The sequence below is a fragment of the Klebsiella sp. BIGb0407 genome, from assembly GCF_024807845.1.
Lineage (GTDB): Bacteria > Pseudomonadota > Gammaproteobacteria > Enterobacterales > Enterobacteriaceae > JGM124.
Genome location: NZ_JANUEQ010000002.1, coordinates 149,290 through 170,994, shown reverse-complemented (window position 1 = coordinate 170,994; position 21,705 = coordinate 149,290). Strand labels below are relative to the sequence as shown.

The 21,705-nt window shown below is 45.5% G+C and carries 19 protein-coding genes and 1 pseudogene; 6 read left to right on the top strand and 14 right to left on the bottom strand.

Going from position 1 to position 21,705, the window contains the following annotated elements; translation table 11 throughout:
• Positions 1-17: 17 nt before the first annotated feature.
• The 4 genes from M2387_RS08005 to M2387_RS07990 form a co-directional block, all read right to left on the bottom strand.
• Positions 18-1,454, bottom strand: a complete 1,437-nt coding sequence (locus tag M2387_RS08005) for an SrfA family protein (protein WP_259048629.1) — start codon at positions 1,452-1,454, stop codon at positions 18-20.
• Between the two features lie 50 nt (positions 1,455-1,504).
• On the bottom strand, positions 1,505-2,641 hold the full coding sequence (locus M2387_RS08000) for a tellurite resistance domain protein (protein WP_259048627.1): 1,137 nt from the start codon (positions 2,639-2,641) through the stop codon (positions 1,505-1,507).
• Between the two features lie 156 nt (positions 2,642-2,797).
• Positions 2,798-3,280: a hypothetical protein gene (locus tag M2387_RS07995; RefSeq protein WP_259048624.1), complete on the bottom strand. Its 483-nt coding sequence runs from the start codon at positions 3,278-3,280 to the stop codon at positions 2,798-2,800.
• Positions 3,281-3,358: 78 nt separating this feature from the next.
• Positions 3,359-4,099 (bottom strand): hypothetical protein, encoded by a 741-nt coding sequence (locus tag M2387_RS07990; protein WP_259048623.1) that lies wholly within the window; start codon positions 4,097-4,099, stop codon positions 3,359-3,361.
• Between the two features lie 330 nt (positions 4,100-4,429).
• Here M2387_RS07990 and M2387_RS07985 point away from each other — a divergent pair.
• Positions 4,430-4,564 (top strand): annotated as a pseudogene (locus M2387_RS07985) (family 1 glycosylhydrolase); the annotation flags it as partial.
• A 63-nt stretch (positions 4,565-4,627) separates the two neighbouring features.
• Here the strand turns inward: M2387_RS07985 and M2387_RS07980 are convergent.
• From M2387_RS07980 to M2387_RS07945, 8 genes are read right to left on the bottom strand one after another with little or no spacing between them, the layout of a single operon-like run.
• Positions 4,628-5,587 (bottom strand): ribokinase, encoded by a 960-nt coding sequence (locus tag M2387_RS07980; protein ID WP_259048621.1) that lies wholly within the window; start codon positions 5,585-5,587, stop codon positions 4,628-4,630.
• The gene (gene alsK / locus M2387_RS07975) at positions 5,584-6,480 is read right to left on the bottom strand and encodes an allose kinase (RefSeq protein ID WP_259048619.1); all 897 of its coding nucleotides are present in this window, start codon (positions 6,478-6,480) and stop codon (positions 5,584-5,586) included. Before alsK ends, M2387_RS07980 begins: the two co-directional genes overlap by 4 nt.
• Positions 6,477-7,169 (bottom strand): D-allulose 6-phosphate 3-epimerase, encoded by a 693-nt coding sequence (alsE, locus tag M2387_RS07970; RefSeq protein ID WP_259048617.1) that lies wholly within the window; start codon positions 7,167-7,169, stop codon positions 6,477-6,479. The genes alsK and alsE overlap by 4 nt, the downstream gene beginning before the upstream one ends.
• A 2-nt stretch (positions 7,170-7,171) precedes the next feature.
• Positions 7,172-8,218 (bottom strand): ABC transporter permease, encoded by a 1,047-nt coding sequence (locus M2387_RS07965; RefSeq protein ID WP_259048614.1) that lies wholly within the window; start codon positions 8,216-8,218, stop codon positions 7,172-7,174.
• A 16-nt stretch (positions 8,219-8,234) separates the two neighbouring features.
• Positions 8,235-9,224 carry an ABC transporter permease gene (locus M2387_RS07960; RefSeq protein ID WP_259048612.1) on the bottom strand — a complete coding sequence of 330 codons (990 nt, stop codon included), beginning with the start codon at positions 9,222-9,224 and terminating at the stop codon, positions 8,235-8,237.
• The gene (locus M2387_RS07955) at positions 9,217-10,722 is read right to left on the bottom strand and encodes a sugar ABC transporter ATP-binding protein (RefSeq protein ID WP_259048610.1); all 1,506 of its coding nucleotides are present in this window, start codon (positions 10,720-10,722) and stop codon (positions 9,217-9,219) included. The genes M2387_RS07960 and M2387_RS07955 overlap by 8 nt, the downstream gene beginning before the upstream one ends.
• A 3-nt stretch (positions 10,723-10,725) precedes the next feature.
• Positions 10,726-11,709 carry a substrate-binding domain-containing protein gene (locus tag M2387_RS07950; protein WP_259048608.1) on the bottom strand — a complete coding sequence of 328 codons (984 nt, stop codon included), beginning with the start codon at positions 11,707-11,709 and terminating at the stop codon, positions 10,726-10,728.
• A gap of 12 nt (positions 11,710-11,721) precedes the next feature.
• On the bottom strand, positions 11,722-12,552 hold the full coding sequence (locus tag M2387_RS07945) for a DeoR/GlpR family DNA-binding transcription regulator (RefSeq protein WP_259049022.1): 831 nt from the start codon (positions 12,550-12,552) through the stop codon (positions 11,722-11,724).
• 442 nt (positions 12,553-12,994) lie between these two features.
• Here M2387_RS07945 and M2387_RS07940 point away from each other — a divergent pair, with 442 nt between their 5' ends.
• Positions 12,995-13,888 (top strand): LysR family transcriptional regulator, encoded by an 894-nt coding sequence (locus M2387_RS07940; protein ID WP_259048606.1) that lies wholly within the window; start codon positions 12,995-12,997, stop codon positions 13,886-13,888.
• Between the two features lie 34 nt (positions 13,889-13,922).
• Here the strand turns inward: M2387_RS07940 and M2387_RS07935 are convergent, their stop codons facing one another.
• Positions 13,923-14,912: an aldo/keto reductase gene (locus M2387_RS07935; RefSeq protein ID WP_259048604.1), complete on the bottom strand. Its 990-nt coding sequence runs from the start codon at positions 14,910-14,912 to the stop codon at positions 13,923-13,925.
• 220 nt (positions 14,913-15,132) lie between these two features.
• Positions 15,133-15,963, bottom strand: a complete 831-nt coding sequence (locus tag M2387_RS07930) for a helix-turn-helix domain-containing protein (RefSeq protein ID WP_259048602.1) — start codon at positions 15,961-15,963, stop codon at positions 15,133-15,135.
• 208 nt (positions 15,964-16,171) lie between these two features.
• Between M2387_RS07930 and M2387_RS07925 the strand changes: the two genes are divergently transcribed.
• From M2387_RS07925 to M2387_RS07910, 4 genes are all read left to right on the top strand, one after another.
• A complete protein-coding gene (locus M2387_RS07925) occupies positions 16,172-17,737 on the top strand; it encodes an alpha-L-rhamnosidase-related protein (protein WP_259048600.1) in 1,566 nt (521 codons plus the stop codon).
• A gap of 13 nt (positions 17,738-17,750) precedes the next feature.
• Positions 17,751-19,139 carry an MFS transporter gene (locus M2387_RS07920; protein WP_259048598.1) on the top strand — a complete coding sequence of 463 codons (1,389 nt, stop codon included), beginning with the start codon at positions 17,751-17,753 and terminating at the stop codon, positions 19,137-19,139.
• Between the two features lie 141 nt (positions 19,140-19,280).
• Positions 19,281-20,198, top strand: coding sequence for a LysR family transcriptional regulator (locus M2387_RS07915; RefSeq protein WP_259048596.1), 918 nt, complete (start codon positions 19,281-19,283; stop codon positions 20,196-20,198).
• Positions 20,199-20,502: 304 nt separating this feature from the next.
• A complete protein-coding gene (locus tag M2387_RS07910; protein WP_409039723.1) occupies positions 20,503-21,690 on the top strand; it encodes an amino acid permease in 1,188 nt (395 codons plus the stop codon).
• Positions 21,691-21,705 lie beyond the last annotated feature (15 nt).

The window sequence follows — 21,705 nt, the reverse complement described above, 5'->3', positions numbered from 1 at the left end:
AATTTAATCCGTCCCTGTTAAGAATTAGGTTGAAGCATGCGAATAGGGAAGGTTTTTTCCCCATTATTGCTGCCGACACAATCGGTGTGACCAGAGTCAGGCGATTTACACTCAATATCTGGCACAATAAAATTTGAGCCATCGCTACATTTCATCTGTTCGGGATTCGTAATACTGAGAGCGCCTTGCTGCACATTGCCACTGGCAGGGCCAGTACAAGTTACGCCACTAGACTGACGTACACTCACGTCACCCTTGCCTTGTTCAAAGTTGTATTGCAATTGCAAAGGACGACCGGTTTGCTTGTCCTGAATACCGCCATTGACGCGCCACTGTCCATTAAGAAACTGAGCCGGGCCATCAGGGAGCGTCGGGGGAAGCGTTAACGGTTTTCCCTGTGGCGGGATCACGGGAGGTAAAGTATTGGGAGTAACAGCAGGTTGCTGAGCGTTATCGGACTGAGTCTCCTGACCCGCTGCAGGCTGAGCCGGATCTGTTGAAACATCAGCCGCGTTGTTTTCAGACGGGTTCATCTCCTGACTCTCGCTGGCCGCTAAAGGCTCTGATACAAGAGGAGGTATATTGCCCAGTGTCTTGTCTGTAACGGTTGGAGCTGTCGCTATAATTTCGTCTTCACTCAATGTGTTTCCGCTGAGAGTGGCATGAGATGGAACAGCGATATTTGAGGCCGGGGGAATATCAACCGGGCTGACAGCAGGAGGCTGAGTATTATCGACTGAAATTGCGGGTAGTCCGGGTAATGAGAGTGAGGGAACGCAACCACGTAGTAACCCAAGTACCAGTGCAAGTAAAAACAGTGCTAATAGCAGCCAAAGTAACCAACGCCAACGCCAGGTTCGTCTGGTCGTCTCGATAGGTATATTGGGTGTCGCCTGAGGAACTTCTGCTGGTGTTAAAGGCGGTGCCGACTCGGTCGGTAATGGCTGGGAAGCAGGAGCCAGCCAGTGCATCGGATTACGCTGTTCACCGGTCTGATGGATAAAGCCCCAGAAGGTAATAACAAGCACGCCGTTAACCAGATAGACATAGTCATAGTCAGGGAAATAAATAACGGATTTCAGCAGCTTAGCAAACACTTTGCGATCGCCACCCGCGCCGCTTTGTTCGGTATTGAGTAACTGTTCACTTAAAGCCTGGACCGCTATCTGGAATTCATCAAATTGCGAACGTGCAGACGCTCGCTCGCTTTCACTGGCGCTACTCCAGGGAATTACGTCGCCAGGAAAGCTGCTATACCAGTCTGTTCTGTCTCCGCCTTGGTCATTTTGTGGCACTGCAAGGTGTCGGGCCAAGTCACGTCCGGCGTCAAGACGATGAATAGCTTCACGTAGCTGAAATGCCATTTTGAACACGGGATAACCCGTTTCGCCCAGTGCCTTCAATGAAGAATTGTGCCCGGTACGTAATAGTGATCCCTGAATCGAATTTCGCATGTTCTAAACCTTGTAAGGCTGTGAGTTAACGTAAACCATCATGAATAGGGTTACTTTTTGTTCGCAACAGGGACCCATTTAAAACCCCAGCCAAAATGCTTGTCTAAAGTCTCCCGGTCAGGGAAGAAACTATCGAGTCGTTCAACTTTTATATCACCATCAATATTCTTCAATCTGGCGATAGCTGCGACATTATTGGTTTCATTTCTATCTGCTAAGGCGGAGATTATTGGTGGCTGATCCGGGATATAAATAGTGATAGTCGCTCCGGTATCCTGCCAGTTATCGGTACCATCGTAGATAAAGCTATAGATCAGTATTTCATCAATTTCCTGCCATTGGCTTCCGTTGATAAATAACCACTCACCGTCTTGATTGTTACCATTACGGAGATCTTCTTCTAACAATATATAAGGCGATTTTTCGTAATGACCGAAAGCGTTACTGAGTGCTTCAACGCCATCTTTTTCCCTATTTTTAAAGCGAATAAATGCCGCGATATCTAAATCAATAGATTTTTTATGAGCGTCTTTTCCCCAAGTCAAATTGACTTTGATACGACCAAAGTCCTTGCGATTCTCGATGTTGACGCTGGGATTATCCTGAGTGAGCTGCGTACTGCTGGGCTGAACAGGAGATGCAGTCGCCGGGGGGGCGTCCTGTACGGGCAGAGCAGAATTATGATGTCGGTACCACCACCAGGCGAACGCCAGGATTAATAATAGAAGCAGTAACAATAACCAAGGGAGTAAGCGCCGCCACCAAGGTATCGGGACGACTGGGCGCGCTATTTCTTGGGTCGGAATAGCCCAGTTAAGTAATACCGGCTCTCCTCCGACGCTATAGCAGGTCAACCCCTGAGAATGGGTAAGTAACATGCGTAACGCTTGTGCAGCTTGATCCTCGCCGCGGCTGGCAAGCTGGTCAATTAAACCTGAAAGCGTATTCTGATATTGCTGACGTTTATTTTGTACGGAAAGTTGTTCAGATTCAGTCAGTGTATCCAACGGTGTGGCCAGACCCTGGCGTTCAGTCCACCATTCGAGATTACCTTCTGCTCCACGTCGTGCGCTGGCATAAAGTAGTGCAAGAGAAGGTGGGAGGTAACGATGGATAATCGCGACCGTCTCCTCATAAATAGCTAAGGTAGAATCATCAATTGGCGCAGCAGTTGTTAATCGTTGCATAAACCTGAATCGTTGTTATTGCTGTCGACTTCAGACGCTTTATCAGTGGCTGGCAGCATATGAGTAAGCGATATCAGTATTATCATCCCACTGTTATCCCGAGGTTTATTTCATGCAAAACAGCGACCATTAACGGTCGCCGGGTAACATTTATATCTAGTTGAAGGCATTTGCCTGTTCAAGTGCATCAATTCTCTTCTTGGCTTCAGCAATTTTGCTCTGAATAGCAGTAATTTCACTGATACTTGATGCTTTCTGAGATTGTTGCTGCAGGTCTTTCAATTTTTTAATTTCTTGCTGACTTTGTTTGTTTTTAACTTTGCTCGACTGAAGACGACTAATCATCTTATCCAAGTCGGTACGTAACGCAGTTAATTGTGCTTGTTCATTTTCCAGCTTCTGGCTTGAGGCTTGTTCTCTACTCTGAATATTAGCCAAGTCCTGTGTCGCTATTTTTTGATTCCGTTGGCTTTGTAAAACCTGTTGTTCCTGTGTATCGATATTTTGTCGATAGCTACCGGAGGTTGCACAACTTAACTTAGTGATAAAACTTGGATCTTGTGCATGTAAGTCACAGTCTTGAGGAGAAGTCGTACAACCAGCAAGTAACATTGAAGCAAATAAGATGTATTTTCTCATGACAGGGTCCATGAATCGGGGTGGATAAATAAAATGACGCGATCAGAAATGGCCGATATTGATACCGGCCCGCAATCATTAACCCAGAGAAATAGCCTGGCGTTGATTGAACAAACCATTAGCTTCTGATTCCAGAGCGGTAATCTGGGTGCTCATCTGGTTGTATTCTTTGGTAAGAGCTGCTAGCTGTTTTTTTTCTGACGAATTATTGATTTGTTGTCCTTGCAGAGCGACTTTATAAGCTGCATCTTTGTCTTTCATCACTTTGATTTTGTCTTTCATTACTTTGATATTGGCATCAATTTTAGAAAGCTCTTTCATTGCACTGGCTTTATCGAATCCGGCATTATCTTTTTGTATACTCATTTTAGTCAGCGTCGCTTGGTTATCACTGATAACCTGCTTCATTGCCGTTGTAGCTTTCTCTAAGTCTGCAGTATTTTGTTTGATGTCTTTATCCATAGCCTGGAGTCTGTCTGAGGTTGTGGCGTAATCTTTCTGCAGGCTATCGAGATAATAGTTGGCTGTCATTCCCACTACACATCCTGCAACACCACCAATGGCTGCACCAGCAACTGCACGCTTACCACCCCCAGATATGGCACCAGTCAATGCACCAAGACCAGCTCCTGTCAGAGCGCCTAATCCACAACCTTGTGCACCCGAAGCACTAAAGAATTTAGCTTGTTCCCCTGTAGTCAATCGCGCATCAGGAGGGGTACCAGACAGAAGAGAACTCCCCGTACTGGCACAACCACTAAGAAGTAGCGTTATAGATACAAGAAGGCAGGTTGCACTACGGTTAAATTTATTCGCCATTTTTTATCCTTAAATAATCGAACTAAAAATTTTAGTAATAGGATGTTGCCCATTGATATTTTTTGGTGTTGAAAATGTATTTGTCGCTAACACGCTAATTCCATGCTTAATAATTGATCGTTTTAGATGGATTGTTGTCGTTAACGGTTGCTCAAAAATTATGTCACCCTAAGTGATTGGATAATGGCTCTCATGTAAGGCTGATATTTATTTATAGAAATTTGACGAGGTATCGGCAAAAAAATTGAAATCTTTAGTGGTAAATAAAAATAATTAAAAAAATAGTTATTCTCACATCTCAACGAGATATGAGGGGCAAGTGCAAGAATAGAGTTAAGTAAGCGCTACGGCTTTATTTATGTCGTTCTTGATGACCAGGGCCTGGGAACGCGTGAACGTAAGAAGAAAAAATCCTTCTACTGGTATCAGAAAGTGATTGCGAGTAATGGGGCAGATCTGGAATAGAGCCGCGAGTTTTTGTTTCACAGATGCCGTTATTTCACGGCATCTTCGCTTTACTGTCTTACTTTATTGAATTTGTTCCAGAGCTTCTGGTGCATATTCGGGATATTGCTGTAAACGCGCTAATGCTTCCGCATAAGTGGGCATTGATTCTGCTGCACCTTTACGTTCAACACATAAAGAGGCATAGGCTGATGCAAACATCGCAGCAGGTAATATCGACTCTCCCGCGGCTAAACGTGCCGCTATTGCACCGTTAAAAGAGTCACCTGCCCCGGTAGTATCGCAAGGCTGAGCTGGGAATATAGGAATTCTGAACTGCTCTTCAGAGGTTGATAATAATGCGCCCTCCATACCGAGGGTAATAATCACTCGACTGGCACCTTTTTGATGCAAGGCATTTGCTGCGCGCTGGGCACTTTGCACATCTGTCACCTCTATCCCGGTGAGCTGCATGGCTTCCGAGCAGTTAGGGGTAAGCAAATCAACTTTCTTTAATAGCGCATTGCCGACTTTCTGCCACGGAGCAGGATTAAGAATAATATAGGTTCCCGCCTGATGCGCATTATCGACCATTTTCTGAATAGCACTGAGGTTATTCTCTAATTGCACTAACAGAATATCAGCGGCAGCAACCGTTGGCTGGCAGCGGCTAACCTCGGCTGCGGTAACGGTGGTATTGGCTCCCGGATAGACCGAAATCATATTCTCGGCATCTTCACCGGCGACGTAAATCAGCGCATTACCCGTCGGTTTCTCTTTGCAGGTAAAGAGCGTGATAGCGTCAAAACCGGTCTTTTCTAAATGACGGCGAGCAAAAATCCCGAAATCGTCATTACCGACTTTGCCGATATAGTGAACCCGGGCGCCAGCACGCAATGCAGCGGTGGCCTGATTCGCGCCTTTACCGCCAGGCCCCATATTGCTGTGATATGCCGTCAGTGATTCACCAGGCATAGGAAAGCGGCTCATGGTGGCGACAACATCAAGATTAAACGATCCAAATACACAGACTCTTCCGCTCATAATGGGCTCCTGAAGTGCCGCTCAGCGGCTAAGCATGCTCCGCGGCAACCGGTATAATCCGTTGACTGACTGAACACTATTTTTAATCCATCCCGGGTTACCGGCGGGCGAAGATAGGATCGAATACTGTCGCGTAACTGGGTTAAGGGAAAATTCTCCATGGCTAATACACCGCCACCAAGGATCAAATACTCAGGGTCGAGAATATTAATTTCTGTCGCAATAAGTCGGGCAAGTCTGGAAACGAAAGCCTGCAAATCAGCATGTTCGCCATAATGGGTAAATAAGTTCGACATGCTGATATCAGAGGCATATTGCTCAGCCCAATTACGCAGCCAGTTTCCGGATGTCAGCGTTTCGGCACAGCCCTTATTACCGCAGGGGCAGGGTAAGTCATTTCCTTCAATCGGGATATGACCCAGTTCTCCCGCACCACCGTGCTGGCCGTGATAAAACTGACCATTCAGCCACAGACTATTTCCCATACCGGTACCGGGATAAATGCCCACCGCTGAATCAGGCAGCGTATCGAGCTGCATCAGATCCCAGGTCATTAACTGATTAACATCTTTATCCATTGCTACCGGCGCACCGATACGCTGACTCAGAATGTCACTTACTGGTTGTCCATCTAATGCCTGAATAAAGGGCAGTGAAATCACTCGCTGACGGTCGCGACTTAACACGCCCGGTAAACCCAGCATAATTCCTGATATACTCTTACCTTCAAGAGTGTCGATAATAAGTTGGCCCAGTGCATTGAGCGCATCAGGTTGCTGAGCCCAGCTTGAAGTACTGACCTTGCGGTAAGTACTCCAAACACGTTCTTCCTCCATTAGCTGTAAGCGCGTTCCCGTTCCGCCAATGTCAATCCCGAGCCAGCGTTTACTCATACGGCTACCTGTAGGGCATTTTGAGCATCATCGATGCTACTTCTCATCATGTCCCAGGCGGTTTCCAGATCCTGGTGAATATTGAATAGTCCGGAGGTGCCAACGATAAGTACTTCAGCCCCGGCACCGATCAAATCTTCATAAGTCCTGACGTTACAAGAACCATCGATCTCAATCAGATAAGAATAGCCATGACGGTCTTTCAGTTCTTTCAGCTCTTTAACCTTTAACAACATCTCTGGAATAAATGGCTGACCGGCGTAGCCCGGATCGACGGTCATAACGGTAATCTTATCCACCAGGTGAATATAATGATGAATATAAGACACCGGTGTTGCCGGGTTTAAAACAATACCCACCTTCTTGCCATGAGAGCGAATCTGGTTGATGACCCTGAAGGCATCGCGGTTAATGGTTTCGGCATGCGGGCAAATATAATCAGCGCCTGCCTTGGCAATAGCATCAATAAAATGAGTTGGTTCTTCAACCATCAAATGAACATCAATAGCAACTTTGGTATGCGGTCTGATTTGCTCAATGAAAAATGGTGATAAAGTAATGTTTTTTACATAGTGGCCATCCATAATGTCGACATGTAAAAAATCAGCCCGGGTATCAAGTACATCTAATTGGTTTTTTATTTCTATTAAGTTCATACACATTAATGAAGGGGATACTTGAATACGCATGGTCATTCCTTTTTTTCAATAAGAGATTTTGGCTGTGTGGTTAATTTGCTTCTTTTAACCGCTCGATGTTCATTAAAACGTGATTTAAAGTGTTTAAGCGCAAGTACCACAATTAATACAGCACCCCACATAGCCAGACTGACATGCTGACTAATATTCATTAAATTAAAACCGGTCGATAATATTTGTAGTGCAATTAAAGAAAGAACGACGCCAGAGACGCGACCAAATCCACCATTCGGGTCAGTTCCACCTAAAATAATCGCGAGCACGGTCAGTAATAAATAAGCATCACCGTATCCCATACGGGCTGAGTTAAATCGGGCCATCATAATTAAACCCGCGAGTACACAGAGTAAACTGGATATAACGTAAACGAGAATCACAACCCGATGCGTATTCACACCGCTAAACCAGGTGGCATTAATATTACTGCCGCCCATATAGATGCATTTGCCCGGACGCGTTTTACCTAAAAATAAAGCCAGTGAGACTGCTGCGATAAAGAAAACCCACAGGGGTAATGGTATACCGATAAAGGTGTCAGAACCCAGGCTTCTGATGACTTGCGGCATACCGCTGAGTGCCGCACCCTTAGTTAACCAAATGCCAATTCCGTTCAGGGTCATCATGGTTGCCAGCGTCACGAGAATAGGGTGAGCACCAATACGCGTTATCATCATTCCGGTAATAACGCCGACCACCACTGCAATACACATTGCACCAATAATCGCGATAGCGAGCCACAATAATTGATAAGAAACGCTGGCATCCGCTGGCAGCATACTTAATAGTACCCATGCCATAAATAATGCGGTTATATTTGAGGTCGCAATAATCGCTAAATTTAAGCCGCCGCTTAAGATAGCAATAAACATGGCCAGGGTAAGTAAGCCCAATTCAGGCAACTGGAAAGCCATACTCAAAAATGTTGAATCAGTTAGAAAACGTCCCGGTAATAATACAGTAAAGCAACTCAGTGCCAGTGCAATAAGGAGCAGAAGTCCAATATTGCTACTATCGGGACGTAGAGCGGAAATTAGTTTCATAACGATACGCCTTTAATTAGACAAAGCTGACATCAGTTTCTTTACGCTTTTTATAGTGTGTAACCGCAATCGCAATAACGATAATCACACCGACGACAATATTCATGAAGTAGTTAGATACGCCGACTAAATTAAGGCCATTTTTCAGTATTGCGATAAGGAATACGCCCATTAACGTCCCGCTGACCGTACCTTTTCCTCCCATCAGACTGGCGCCACCTAAAACGGTTGCTGCCAGGACATCGAGTTCACCGCCAACCAGTGCGTTAGGCACCACTTCACCCATGCGATAAACTTGAACCAGTCCACCGATTGCCGCCATGGCACCTAACCAGCCGTAGGCGAATATATGGATAAGTCCAACGCGGATGCCGATGCGTCGAGCCGACTCAGGATCACCGCCGACCGCGTAAAGCTGGCGACCCAGATTGGTTTTATTCAGCAGTAGCGCGGTAGCTCCGGCGATAACTAGCATGGTAACAAGCGGTAAACCAAGCTGAAATTGAACCCCACCGACTTCAAAGGGCAGTACCGTGCGCAGTGAAACCCACCAGTCCGGAAGGGAATAAATACTTCGCCCGGCGGTGACCCACATCAGCAAGCCAAACAGAAGTGACTGCATACTGATAGTGATGATGATTGAGACGACGCGTAAGGTGGTAATCAGCAGTGCGTTAATCACGCCAAATAATGTGCCACAGATAATCGCCAGTAAAATACTGAGAATAGCATTATCAAACTGAAATTGAATAAACAATGTTGCGATAAAATACTGAACCACCGAGGCTACAGCGGCAAAGGAAATATCTATTCCTCCGGTGACCAATACCACAAACAGACCCAGGGCAAATATACCAGTAACCGCATAGCTTTCAGCTAAATCAAGTAAGTTCTGAATGGTAAGAAACTGATCGCTTGCCAGACTAAAAAAGACCACTGCAATAAACAGTACCCAGGCAAGCCAGCCCTGGCTGGATTTTGGCCGTAAGCGCGATAGATTAAGCATTAATTACCTCGGCTAGCTGATGCTGCTCAACGGAATCAGGTTTATATTCAGCATTTATAGTGCCATCACGAAAATGCATAATACGATCACAGTTATACCAAACCTCGGGGATCTCATCGGAAATGATAATAATAGAGATACCTTCTTTTGCCAGAGCATGAATAAGCTGGTAAATACTGGCTTTAGCACCGACATCGACCCCGACTGTCGGGGAATCTAATATTAATATTTGTGGTTGAGTTAATACCCATTTAGCGAGAACGATTTTTTGTTGATTACCACCAGACAGTGTCGATATCGCTAATTCTGGGTCAGCAACACGAACACCTAACTGCTGGATCCACTCCAGTATTATTTTATTTTTCTGATACTCATCAATTAAATGAAAACGATTTTTAAGTTTATCGAGAATGGTTAATACCATATTATCAGCAACAGATTGTTGCTGAACTAAACCGAGCGTTAGTCTGTCTTCTGAAACATAGCCAATCCCGGATTTAATCGCATCTTCATGGGTTTTAAAACGAACCGGTTTACTATCAAGCCAGATTTTTCCACTATCAGGTTTGGTCATGCCAAATAGTGAGAGCGCCAGTTCGGTGCGTCCGGAACCTAACAGACCACATAAACCAATAATTTCACCTTTATAGAGTTTAAAACTGACATTTGAATATTGATTCGCACGGCTTAAATTCTCGACTTCCAGAATAACTCGATCGTCACTCCTGGTGGGGGCTTTCATCTGATAATCCAGTTTTTTACCGGTCATCAGTTCCGTTAAATGAAATGGCGTCATCTCTTTTGCTGGCCAGCAGCCAATAATGCGACCATCCCGGATAACGGTAACCCGGTCGGAGATCTCAAGAACTTCGTCGAGTCTGTGGCTGACAAATACCACGCAAATATTCGACTCTTTGAGATAGCGTACGGTTTTTAATAACTGATTTACTTCGGTTCTGGTCAGTGAGGCTGTCGGCTCGTCCATAATAACCAGACGGGCATCAGCGACCAGAGCACGGCAAATAGCAACTTGCTGGCGCTGAGCAATGGAAAGTGAAAATACCTGTTGGTCTATATCAAGATCAAACTGTAGTTTTTCAATTACTTCAAGAGCTGCTTTCCGAAGTTTTGATTTATTATGCCAGCGCAGCAGGCCTTCCAGATTGTGCTCAAAGGCAATATTTTCCCAGACCGATAAATTTGGGAATAACGACAGGTCCTGATAAATAACCTGAATGCCAAAGTCACGGGCCTGGCGAGCGGACAGTTTGGGGCTGGGTGCACCATCCCCTAACGTAATTGAGCTACCACTGTCCGGGGTATGCACCCCGGAAATGACTTTAATTAATGTGCTTTTACCGCAGCCATTTGTGCCAGCAAGACAGTGCACCTCCCCCGCCAGTAAAGTCATAGAAATATCACTTAAAGCCCGATTCCCACCAAATGTCTTTGACAGATTTTCAAGGGAGATAAGTGTATTTGAAGTGTGCTCATTCATTTTTTACAGTCCCATTTTTACCAGTTTCGGTAAGTTTTCTTTATCCAGGCTTTCTGTGCTATTACCCAGAATGGTGCGATTTTCCTGGTCAACTTTGACTTTACCTAAACCTTCAATGGTCATGCCGTCAGTGATTGGTTCATTTTTTTCCAGCATATCGGCGACACGAACGAACACTTCACCTGCGGTCTGTGGGTTCCAGATATATCCACCTTTAATCGCGCCTCTCTGTACCAGGGTGGCACCCTGGCCCGGGCTGAAGGAACCAATGACACAGACTTGGTCTGTTTTATTACGGCTCATTACCGCACGTCCGGCACCGATCGGACCCTGGGAACCAAACGCCATAATTCCTTTAAGATCCGGGTATTTGGACATCAATTCATTGGTGGTTCTGATAGAGTTATCGAGCGACTCACCGACACCAAATTTGTCAGTCACCAGCTGCATTTTAGGGTAATGTTCTTTCTGATAATTTAATGCTGAGTCAGTCCATTCCTGATGCAGAGGAACGGTCAGACTGCCCACGTACATGGCATATTTGCCTTCTTCCTTCATGCACTTGGCTAATTCTTTCATATGGTTGATTCCATGAGTCTGGGCATCAACCAGTTCAAAATCCCAGTTCACATCTTTCTGGCCCGGAGACTCATGCGTGATGACCTTTATTCCGGCATCACGAGCGCGTTTAATTACAGGTTCCAGTACTTTCGGGTCGTTAGGAACGACGCCAATGATATCGACTTTCTGGGCGATTAAATCTTCGATAGCACGGACCTGTAATGCAGGGTCAGCAGCCGTCGGGCCTATCATCCACGCATCGATTCCGCGTTTTTCAGCTTCGCTTTTAATACCGGCTTCCATGGCATTAAACCAAGGGATACCGCCGATTTTTACCACGACACCCATGCGTACTTTGTCTTCAGCATGAACGGCAGTGGTGGCGAACAGGGCAATCAGGCTGCAGGTAATAAGATGTTTCTTCATAAAGACTCCGATTTAATTTTTAATTAGCTGTTTAGGATTATTGCGTTGCGAGCAGTCGATAATATTGACGCCGTTCCACGCTAATTCCTTTTCCAGTTCTTTGTTTTTTAATTGGTCAGTAATAAGAAATTCCACATCGCGGTAATGACAGATCCTTGCGAATGAGGGGTGCAAAAATTTACTGCTATCAAGCAACAGATATTTACGTTCTGCTGCAAAAATCATTTGTTGTTTAAGGTGAGCGCTATTTTCATTTTCTTCACGTAAATAACCATCGCTGCTTAAATTACTGCAGGAGAAAAATATTTTATTAATTTGAAATTCACGTAATGGCTGTTCAGTTACGACACCATGAAAACTTTCATATCTGTCTGAATACTCTCCGCCGAGGCAAATGGTTCTTATATTACTGCGCGCGGCTAATGTCTGAACAACTCTAAGAGAGTTACTGATTACAGTTAATTCAATATCAGGTAACTGGCGTGAGAAATACCAGCCGGTAGTACTGTCATCAACTAATATACAATCACCGGGACTGACAAAATCTAATGCGCGTTTCGCTATCGCCATTTTCTCATCGACTTTTTCGTTCATTCTTTGGCGAAAAGATAACCCCTGTTCATTCACAACACGGGTATTATTTTGCGATGTATTTATCTCTCTTTTAGCGAGAACGGCACCACCATGACTACGCTGTAATAAACCTCTTTTTTCTAATTGGCTCAGGTCTCGTCTAATTGTTTCCTGAGATACCTGACACAGCGCCACTAATTCCACCACCAGCACTCTGCCATTTATATTTATTTCATCAATGATTCTTTGTTGTCTTTCTATCGGTAACATCATGCCCTCCCGATGTTTAATAAAGTACTCGATACCGTAGTCAGAAAATGTGTGCTGGGTATGAGTCCGCAGGCGAATAATCACACCAACTTCTTTAGGTGATATTCATCACGTATTTTATGTAATTAAATTATTTCATTATTAATTTAAGGTGATTTTAGTCACATATTTAAACCAAGTAACCTATCGGAACTATTCAGTTTCCATTTTTTTTATTGAACAGAGGATCACATTAGCATGACCGATAATGACCGTTTGTGTGTGTTTGACCGTTTTGTGACGCGGATGTTAATTTTTTTGAAGCAGGATAAAAATAATCAGAGGGTCTTGCAGACCCACACCGAGAGAGTCGATGAGCATAGCCAAACGAGAAGATGTATCGGAATTTGTTGCCTGAAAAGAGGTGATATCATCGCCGCATCAATTCAATAAGGAAATGGCCATGCTCAAAGAGAACTTTAATGAGTTGCAGATATTTCTGGTGGTTGCCAGAGAGCGAAGCTTTACTAAAGCGGCGGGTAAACTGGGGGTTTCTCAGTCGGCACTCAGCCATGCCATGAAGGCATTGGAAGAGCGTTTGAATATACGACTTTTGACCCGAACTACGCGCAGCGTGGTGCCTACAGAGGCGGGGGAGAAAATAATCGCTTGTCTGGAACCCCGCTTCATCGCTCTTGAGCGAGAATTTGAAGCGCTTATTCAACCTGATGGCAGTGCCTCAGGTAATATTCGACTTTCTGCGGGAGAGCATGCTGTCCATAGTCTGGTGTGGCCAAAGCTCAAGCCTTTTCTCAGAGAATACCCGGGGATCAATATCGAGCTGGTGGTTGATAACGGTTTCGTCAATATTGTGGAGCAACGTTTTGATGCCGGGGTTCGCCTTGGTGAAAGTATTGATAAAGATATGATAGCGGTGAAGATTGGGCCGGATATGCGTATGGCGGTTGTGGGTGCTCCCGCTTACTTCGCCAACAATCCTATTCCTGAAACCCCACACCAGCTCCAGCATCATCGGTGTATTAATATGCGTCTGCCCACTGCGGGTGGTCTTTATCACTGGGAATTTGAGAAGGAAGGAAAGCCGTTACGTGTCAAAGTGGAAGGGCAGCTGACACTTAATCTGCTGGCCGAAAGAATCGATGCTGTGTTATCGGGATTTGGCCTCGCCTGTGTGCCGGAGAATATGGTTCAGGATTATGTCGAGTCAGGAGGGCTTATCCAGGTGCTACAGGACTGGTGTCCCTCTTTCCCGGGATATTATCTTTATTACCCAAGCCGTAAACAGCACCTCCCAGCTTTTGCTCTGATGATAGATGCCCTCAGGTACTCACAATGATGGGTCCGCAGAACATGACGGACCCGTTTGAATTTTAACGACCGACGCGTGCCTGATGCTCAGGCGAATAGCGTTCGCCGACGATTTTTATGGTTTCAAGTACCAGCGTTATCTGATGCAATTCATGCTGAGAAAGCGTTATCTCCGCTGCCGCAAGGTTTTCCTCCAGGCGGTGCAATTTGGTGGTGCCGGGAATAGGCACTATCCACGGTTTTTGTGCCAGCAGCCATGCCAGCGCGATTTGTGCTGATGTCACACCTTTGGCTGCGGCAAGCTGACCTAATAGCACGACCAGTTTTTCATTTACCTCAATGGCTTGTGCTGCAAAGCGTGGGACGGTACTACGGTAATCGTCTTTCGCAAATGTCGTTCCCGTTTTGATAGAACCGGTCAGAAAACCTTTACCTAATGGGCTGAAGGGCACAAAACCAATACCCAGCTCTTCCAGTAGCGGTAATATCTCCTGTTCGGGTTCTCGCCACCACATTGAGTATTCACTTTGCAGAGCGGTAACCGGCTGTACGGCATGGGCGCGTCGAATGGTTTGTGCCCCGGCTTCGGAAAGGCCGAAATATTTGACCTTACCTTCTTGAATCAAGTCTTTTACCACCCCGGCAACCTCTTCAATAGGCACCTGCGGGTCAACACGGTGCTGATAGAAGAGGTCAATCACCTCTGTTTTAAGACGACGTAATGATCCCTCTACCGCCTTACGGATATGTTCCGGGCGGCTATTTAACACTTGTTGCTTGTTGTCATCACCGAAGGTAAAACCAAATTTGGTGGCGATGACCACACGGTCACGAAAAGGTTTTAAGGCTTCACCGACCACCTCTTCATTCAGATAAGGGCCATACACTTCGGCGGTATCGAAGAACGTAACGCCACGTTCAACCGCCGAGCGAATCAATTCGATAGCCTGACGGGTATCTGTCGCCGGGCCATAGCCATGGCTTAGTCCCATGCAGCCGAGACCCAGAACGGAGACTTCGAGATTAGATTTGCCCAGATAACGCTTTTGCATTGAATAGTCCCTCTTTGGTCATGGGTTAAACGTCAAATACAGCATGACGTTATCCGTCAGCGATTGACCGAGAAAAGCATAACGCAAAGTGATTTATTCGATTAGACGGGGAAATGAGCTAGGGTTAATGAGTGATATTCATTAATAAGACGATATGATGAATATTTATTGCATCTCATCGCCCATCATCGCAAGGGGTATACATTTCTGAGCATCTATCTTAATTCTGTGCTCTGGTACGTTCACTGGAAGGCGTATGGCCAAAGACATTTTTATAGCAGGAGGTAAAGTGATTGCTGTTTGAAAAACCACACATATAGGCAATATCAGTGATACTTTCTTCACTTTCCCGTATTTTTGCCCGGGCAGAAACCAGGCGGAGTCTTTTAATAAAATGTTCAGGGGTCATACCGGTCGTACATTTAATCTGGCGATACAAGGTTCGTTTAGTCAGTAAAAACTGGTCAGCTAATATTTCCCAATTTATCTCTTCAAAACAGTTCTCCTGTAGCCAGCCAATCAACTGATGTAATTTGTATTTGGTATGGCTGCGGCTGATATCGCTGGTTGCCTGATTAATGGCCATTAACAGCTGGAAAAAAATCATCTCTTTAAAAGCCCGCGCCATATCATCGGGATTTTGTGGCTGAGAATGACCCAGTTGCGCTATCAGAGACTGGCAGCTATTCCGCTGTTCAGGCAGCAACCATCCCCGCTGCAATTTTGCGGCTTCATTGATACGATGAATTAAAGGATCGATATTGCTCAGAAAATGAAAATCTTGCCTGCGATTAATCAGCACATTGGTTATTTTTAGTGTCCCCAGCTCATCATAAAAATGATAATCCCCCTCGTTAACAAAGAAGATATCCCCTTCCTGTATGTAGCTCGGCTTACCGTTGATAACATGCAAGCCATGCCCGTGCTCTACGAGAACAAGTTCTGCAAACTCATGGCAATGCTCGTGATTATTATCTTCAGGATCGCTTGCGTAGACAGAGAATGGGTCGCTGTTATGAATGAAATAATCGTCAATATAGAGCTTATGCATAATGCTGACGTTCCAGAGAAACGAGAGAGAGTGTGCTTACATTAAGGCATGATTTTTACGCTTTCCAGCCCTTGTTGCTAAACTGTGATCGCGTCCTTTCACAACACTCTTCCAGTGACATCTCCCCTTAATAAATGGCAATTTCACAATAGTCGTCTTATCGGACTCACCCTTAATCTTCTCTGTACTACTTGATGAGGAGGTAAACATGGCACAAGGATTTCAGCAACTGCAGGATCACCGTCTGCGAAGAAATGCCCGGTTTCTTCAACTGGCGGAATCTCTGACGCCAGAATTACAATTAACCACTATCAAACCTCGCGCAACTGTCGCTATGCGTAAGGATGATATACAACCACATGGCTGGGTTGCAGAAGATATTGCGATACCAGAACAGCTGGAAACACAGCGCCTGAATACCGGGGACGAAGTCATTCTCGATTTAGGCACCCATTGTGTGGGTTATCTGAATGTTGGTTGTGAAGCTGTGGGCAGTCCGCAAGATGCGCCTGTACATCTGCAGTTTATTTTTGGTGAAATTCCGGCTGAAGTGGCTGAAGATTTCTCCGATTATTCTGGCTGGCTAAGTAGTAGTTGGTTCCAGCAGGAACATCGTTATCTTGATGTACTGCCGGCCCATATTGAGTTACCGCGACGTTATTGTTGTCGGTATATCAAAATACGGGTTGTGGCGACTTCGCAGAAATTTGGCATTCAGCTTAATCATATTTCCTTTACCCGTGTGTCATCTGCTGGCACGTTGACTTCTCTCACCCGTTTTAACGATCCGCTACTACAGAAGATCGATGATATCAGCATCCTGACGCTGAAAAACTGCATGCAGACCGTGTTTGAAGACGGCCCTAAGCGTGACAGAAGGTTATGGTTAGGTGATTTACGCCTACAGGCACTCGTCAACTACGAAACCTTTCAGCAGAACAGTCTGGTATGCCGTTGCCTGTATCTTTTTGCCGCCGTCACCCGTGATGACGGCATGGTGGCCGCCAATCTTTTTATGCAGCCCGAGGTGATTGCGGATGATACCTACCTGCTGGATTACTCACTTTTTTTCGTGGCAACGCTTGCAGATTACTTCACTCAAACAGGCGACAGACAGACGGTTGCTGACCTCTGGCCAACGGCCTGGCGACAAATTGAACTGGCTATTGAAAGACTGAATGCCGATGACCTGCTGCAAGATAGCGAACAATGGTGGGTTTTTATCGACTGGCATGAGCAACTGAATAAACAAGCTTCAGCCCAAGGGGTATTTATCTATTGTTTACAGAAAGCGATACCTCTCGCCAGCGCAGTCGCACCGCAATATAGCGCGGTGATTGAGCAGCTCCAGCGGCGCTTAAAAGAGGCCAGCCTGAAAAAACTCTGGCAGCCTGAATCCGGTTTTTTTGTCAGCGGCGATGAACGGCAAATTTCATGGGCCTCTCAGGTGTGGATGATTCTGGCGGGAGTGGGCGATGAGGCTTTCCGGCAGGCGCTGCTCAACAAACTGGCTACCGATCCTCCCGCTATCACGCCTCAAACACCCTATATGATGCATCACTATGTTGAGGCGCTTCTCAAGTGTGGGCAGCAGGACAGGGCGGAGCAGGAAATCAAAGCTTACTGGGGAGAGATGGTTAACCGTGGAGCAGATACTTTCTGGGAAGTCTTTCACCCGGAAAAGCCTGACTTATCGCCTTATGGTAGCCCTCTGGTAAACAGCTATTGTCATGCGTGGAGCTGTACTCCGGCATGGTTGTTACGTCAAAAATAAAAAAGAGAATAATATGACCTCTACCTTCGCTCAATGGCAGCAACGACTGGGTTACGGCGTTGCCGATTTCTCCTGTAATCTGGTCTGGCAGCTTATTTCGTTGTATCTGATGTTTTTTTACACTGATATTATGGGGCTACCCGCTTACTATGCCGGTCTTATGTTTCTGATAACGCGCATAGTGGATGGTGTTGCCGATGTATTAATGGGGCTGGTAATAGACAATACCTCCACCCGCTGGGGGCGTTGCCGCCCATGGCTACTCATCGGTGCCGTTCCTTTTGGTTTACTCTGCGTGATGGTGTTCTGGGTGCCAGAGTTTTCAACCATCGGCAAACTGATTTATGCCTTTATTACTTATCTGTGCCTCTCATTCCTCTATACCCTGGTCAATATTCCTTTTAGCGCGATGCTGCCATTTCTGACCAATGACGCTAAAGAACGTACCCTATTATCGACGGTGCGCATCATTATGGGTTCACTGGGCGCGACGCTGGTGGCGGTGGCGACTTTACCTCTGGTTAAAACCTTAGGTGAGGGTAATCAGGAACAGGGCTTTCTCTACACTGCGATTATCTTTGGCTGCATTGCCAGCTTCTTCCTGCTACTCAGTTTTCGCCATGTGGAAGAGAAAATTCATGTCGTTAATGAAAAGATGACGCTGACACGGGCCTGGTATGGCCTGAAACATAATCAGCCGTGGAAGGTATTCGCGGCAAATATCTTTCTGATGTGGGGGGCGTTCTTCTTTCAGACCGGTGCCTTGGTTTACTATTTCACTTATCATGTTCGAAGCGTTGAGTTGACGGCTTTAGTTGCCGGAATATCAACCTTTGTCCCGCTGCTGGGCACACTCACCGTGCCCTGGCTTGCCTCAAAAATGAAAAAAATCTACGTCTACCAGGTCTCTTGCACCATTAATCTTGCTGGAATGGCGGTAATGATTTTGTCGAATGAAAGTGTTATGGGGCTATTAGCCGGGGCGGTTATTCTTTCTATTGGAGCAGGGCAGCGAACGACTATCTATTTTTCTATGCAGGCTGACCCCGTTGATTATGGCGAATGGAAAACGGGAATTAATACTGCCGGTATTCTGACTTCGGTAAATGGTTTTCTCGGTAAAGTCGCAATGGCAGGTGCCGGGGCTATTTCCGGAGGGCTGCTTTCCTGGGGAGACTATATGGCTAATCAGAGCCAGTCTCCGGAAGCGCTATTCGCCATCAAAGCCTGTTATCTCTATATACCGGCCGGGCTTATTCTGCTCTCCATGATCTGGATGGGGCGTTTTTACAAACTGGACTCTCAGTATGAAGAGATCCGTCGCGATTTAGATAGGCGCAAATCAGTTGCTCCGGGATCTGAAGAGATTGCGCTTAGCGCCACGAATATCCCGCTAAAATAACCCGAGTCTTTATATCTCTGAAACAGACAGTGCGCCATAGAGCGCACTGTCTGTTTCAGAAACTGAAGTTGACAGACCCCTTCCTGAATACCCGATAATAAAAATAAGAGCAAAAATAATGAAAAAATTTACAGGGGATAAATGAATATACCTAACCTGTCGGGCTATCTGAACCAATTCCAAATTTTCATTAAGGTTGCCGAGACCGGAAATATGTCCAGAGCGGCGCGGGAGCTTGGCCTCACTCCCTCTGCTGTCAGCAAAAGTCTGGCACAGCTGGAAAATACCGTGGGAAGCCCGCTTATTTTTCGTGAAACCCGGCCTTTTCAATTGACGGTCGATGGACGCCGTATTTTACAACTGGCACATCGCGTTGTGACTGAGATCGAAAGTATTGTCGACAGTAACCGAACGTCAGGCGGGGAAGGTGAAGTGCTGCATGTCAGTTGCTCAGTCGCCCTGGGGTGTACTCATCTTCCGTGGCTATCCAGTGAGTTTCAGGAGATGAACCCAGGCGTCATGATTGATGTTGCTCTGGATGATAAATTCGTCAATCTTGACAGAAATGAGTTTGATGTCGCACTCAGGATCACTTCAGAAGCTTCGATAACCGACGATAATACCCAGCCTCTGATGGATATACGCTGGTTTTACTGTGCAACACCCGAATACCTGAAGCGCCATCCGCCAATTTCAGCCCCTTCCGATCTCCGTTTTCACCACTGCCTTGTTTACCCCAATATGATGCATGATGGGCGCTGGATATTTCATCATCAGGGCAAGAGTGAAACAGTGAGAGTGATTCCTCATTTATCCTGTAATTCTAGTTTACTGTTACTTCAGCGTGCGCTTCTGCACGGGGGAATTGCCTGCTTGCCTGATTATCTGGTGACCCATTATGTGAACACAGGGAAATTAATTCGTGTGCTAGCCGACTATGATCCCGGTGTGACGCATCGTTTACAGGCGGTTATCAGCTCTTCGGCGAAAGATAACCGAACCCTTAAAAGATTTCTGACATTTCTAAAGGCCAGGCTGCCACTCAAAACTGTGATGTAGTCTGAGTTGTCAAAGACAGAAACTGTGAATCATTTTCACAGTTTCTGCCATTAATCCGAGTCAATCACAAATCAAGGTAATTAAGTCGATTGGAAATTGCTTCTCTGATCCTTTCACTGAAATATAGCGCTATCAGAATGCCATAGCGTTCTGAATAAAAATGGCCAATTCATTGAGCCGCATAAAAAAATATAGGTCTCTTAGATAGAGGTTTAAAATGACAGTGAATACAACAGAAGCTGTGATTAAACAAAAAATACCTTTTACCAGTTATGATATGGGCTGGGTGGTATTATGTATTGGCATGGCGATTGGTGCTGGAATTATTTATATGCCTGTCCAGGTCGGAGTGAAAGGGATCTGGGTCTTTGTTGCTTCAGTCGCTTTGAGCTATCCCGCCGTCTACTGGTTGCAAGATCTGTATCTAAAAACATTAACGCAAACCAAGTCATGCGAGAGTTATGCGGAAATTATTACTCAGTACTTAGGCAAAAACTGGGGGGCATTACTCGGTGTTATGTATTTTTTGATGTTATTAACGGGAATTTTGAATTACTCCATGAGCCTGGTGAATGATAGTGCTGTTTATTTAAAAAGCTATCATGTCACTGAGTCTGTTTTGTCGAAAACAGCGTGGTATCCACTGATTTTACTAGTTATTGTGGTACTGATTGCCAACCAGGGGGAGAAGCTGTTATTTCGTATCTCGGGTCCTATGATTGCCTTTAAGCTGGGCATTATCGTCTTCCTTGGTGTGGTGATGCTACCTTTCTGGTCTTTGAGTAATATTTCTGAATTCCCACCTGTATTTATATTTTTACGTGATGTGTTACTGACATTACCTTTTACGCTATTTTCGATTTTGTTTGTGCAAATTCTTAACCCCATGAATATTGCATTTCGAAAAGTTGAATCTGACCCTGTTATTGCCTCAATGAGATCGGTCAGGGCAACGCGTATTGCTTATATCATTCTGGTTGTTAGCGTACTGTTCTTTGCCTTCTCATTTTCTTTTTCAATTACTAAAGAAGAAGCGGCTTCTGCGCTGGAACAAAATATATCGGCTCTGGCACTGGCATCGCAAATTATGCCGGGGAATTTGGTGAATATTTTGTCAGTAACATTGAATATCTTTGCCATATTAACGGCTTTTTTCAGTATTTATCTGGGCTTTAAAGAGGCGGTGATGGGCTTAGCCGTTAATATTATCTCACGCATCTCTCGTGCCAGTAATGTAAATCGTAGTTTGCTCTCAACGGTGATAGTGGTGAGCATTGTGGTATTCCTTTGGGGTTGGGTCAGTTTTGATATCTCCGTTATGCTACTGATGCAGGTATCCGGACCAATTTTTGGCCTTGTGGCCTGTTTAATCCCCTTTTATCTGGTTGCTAAAGTGTCGGCGCTGGAGAATTTAAGGTCGAAAAAGAACTACTATGTTGCTTTCTATGGTGTTCTGCTGTGCATCTCTCCTTTATTGAAATTTGTCGAGTAAAACGACTGACTCTGA

Coding starts and splice junctions, on each gene's coding strand:
- M2387_RS07925 (WP_259048600.1), top strand. CDS start 16,172: ATGGCACAAGGATTTCAGCAACTGCAGGATCACCGTCTGCGAAGAAAT.
- M2387_RS07950 (WP_259048608.1), bottom strand. CDS start 11,709: ATGAAGAAACATCTTATTACCTGCAGCCTGATTGCCCTGTTCGCCACC.
- M2387_RS08000 (WP_259048627.1), bottom strand. CDS start 2,641: ATGCAACGATTAACAACTGCTGCGCCAATTGATGATTCTACCTTAGCT.
- alsK (WP_259048619.1), bottom strand. CDS start 6,480: ATGAGTAAACGCTGGCTCGGGATTGACATTGGCGGAACGGGAACGCGC.
- M2387_RS07980 (WP_259048621.1), bottom strand. CDS start 5,587: ATGAGCGGAAGAGTCTGTGTATTTGGATCGTTTAATCTTGATGTTGTC.
- M2387_RS08005 (WP_259048629.1), bottom strand. CDS start 1,454: ATGCGAAATTCGATTCAGGGATCACTATTACGTACCGGGCACAATTCT.
- M2387_RS07920 (WP_259048598.1), top strand. CDS start 17,751: ATGACCTCTACCTTCGCTCAATGGCAGCAACGACTGGGTTACGGCGTT.
- M2387_RS07940 (WP_259048606.1), top strand. CDS start 12,995: ATGCTCAAAGAGAACTTTAATGAGTTGCAGATATTTCTGGTGGTTGCC.
- M2387_RS07965 (WP_259048614.1), bottom strand. CDS start 8,218: ATGAAACTAATTTCCGCTCTACGTCCCGATAGTAGCAATATTGGACTT.
- M2387_RS07960 (WP_259048612.1), bottom strand. CDS start 9,224: ATGCTTAATCTATCGCGCTTACGGCCAAAATCCAGCCAGGGCTGGCTT.
- M2387_RS07995 (WP_259048624.1), bottom strand. CDS start 3,280: ATGAGAAAATACATCTTATTTGCTTCAATGTTACTTGCTGGTTGTACG.
- alsE (WP_259048617.1), bottom strand. CDS start 7,169: ATGCGTATTCAAGTATCCCCTTCATTAATGTGTATGAACTTAATAGAA.
- M2387_RS07910 (WP_409039723.1), top strand. CDS start 20,503: ATGGCGATTGGTGCTGGAATTATTTATATGCCTGTCCAGGTCGGAGTG.
- M2387_RS07990 (WP_259048623.1), bottom strand. CDS start 4,099: ATGGCGAATAAATTTAACCGTAGTGCAACCTGCCTTCTTGTATCTATA.
- M2387_RS07915 (WP_259048596.1), top strand. CDS start 19,281: ATGAATATACCTAACCTGTCGGGCTATCTGAACCAATTCCAAATTTTC.
- M2387_RS07935 (WP_259048604.1), bottom strand. CDS start 14,912: ATGCAAAAGCGTTATCTGGGCAAATCTAATCTCGAAGTCTCCGTTCTG.
- M2387_RS07930 (WP_259048602.1), bottom strand. CDS start 15,963: ATGCATAAGCTCTATATTGACGATTATTTCATTCATAACAGCGACCCA.
- M2387_RS07945 (WP_259049022.1), bottom strand. CDS start 12,552: ATGTTACCGATAGAAAGACAACAAAGAATCATTGATGAAATAAATATA.
- M2387_RS07955 (WP_259048610.1), bottom strand. CDS start 10,722: ATGAATGAGCACACTTCAAATACACTTATCTCCCTTGAAAATCTGTCA.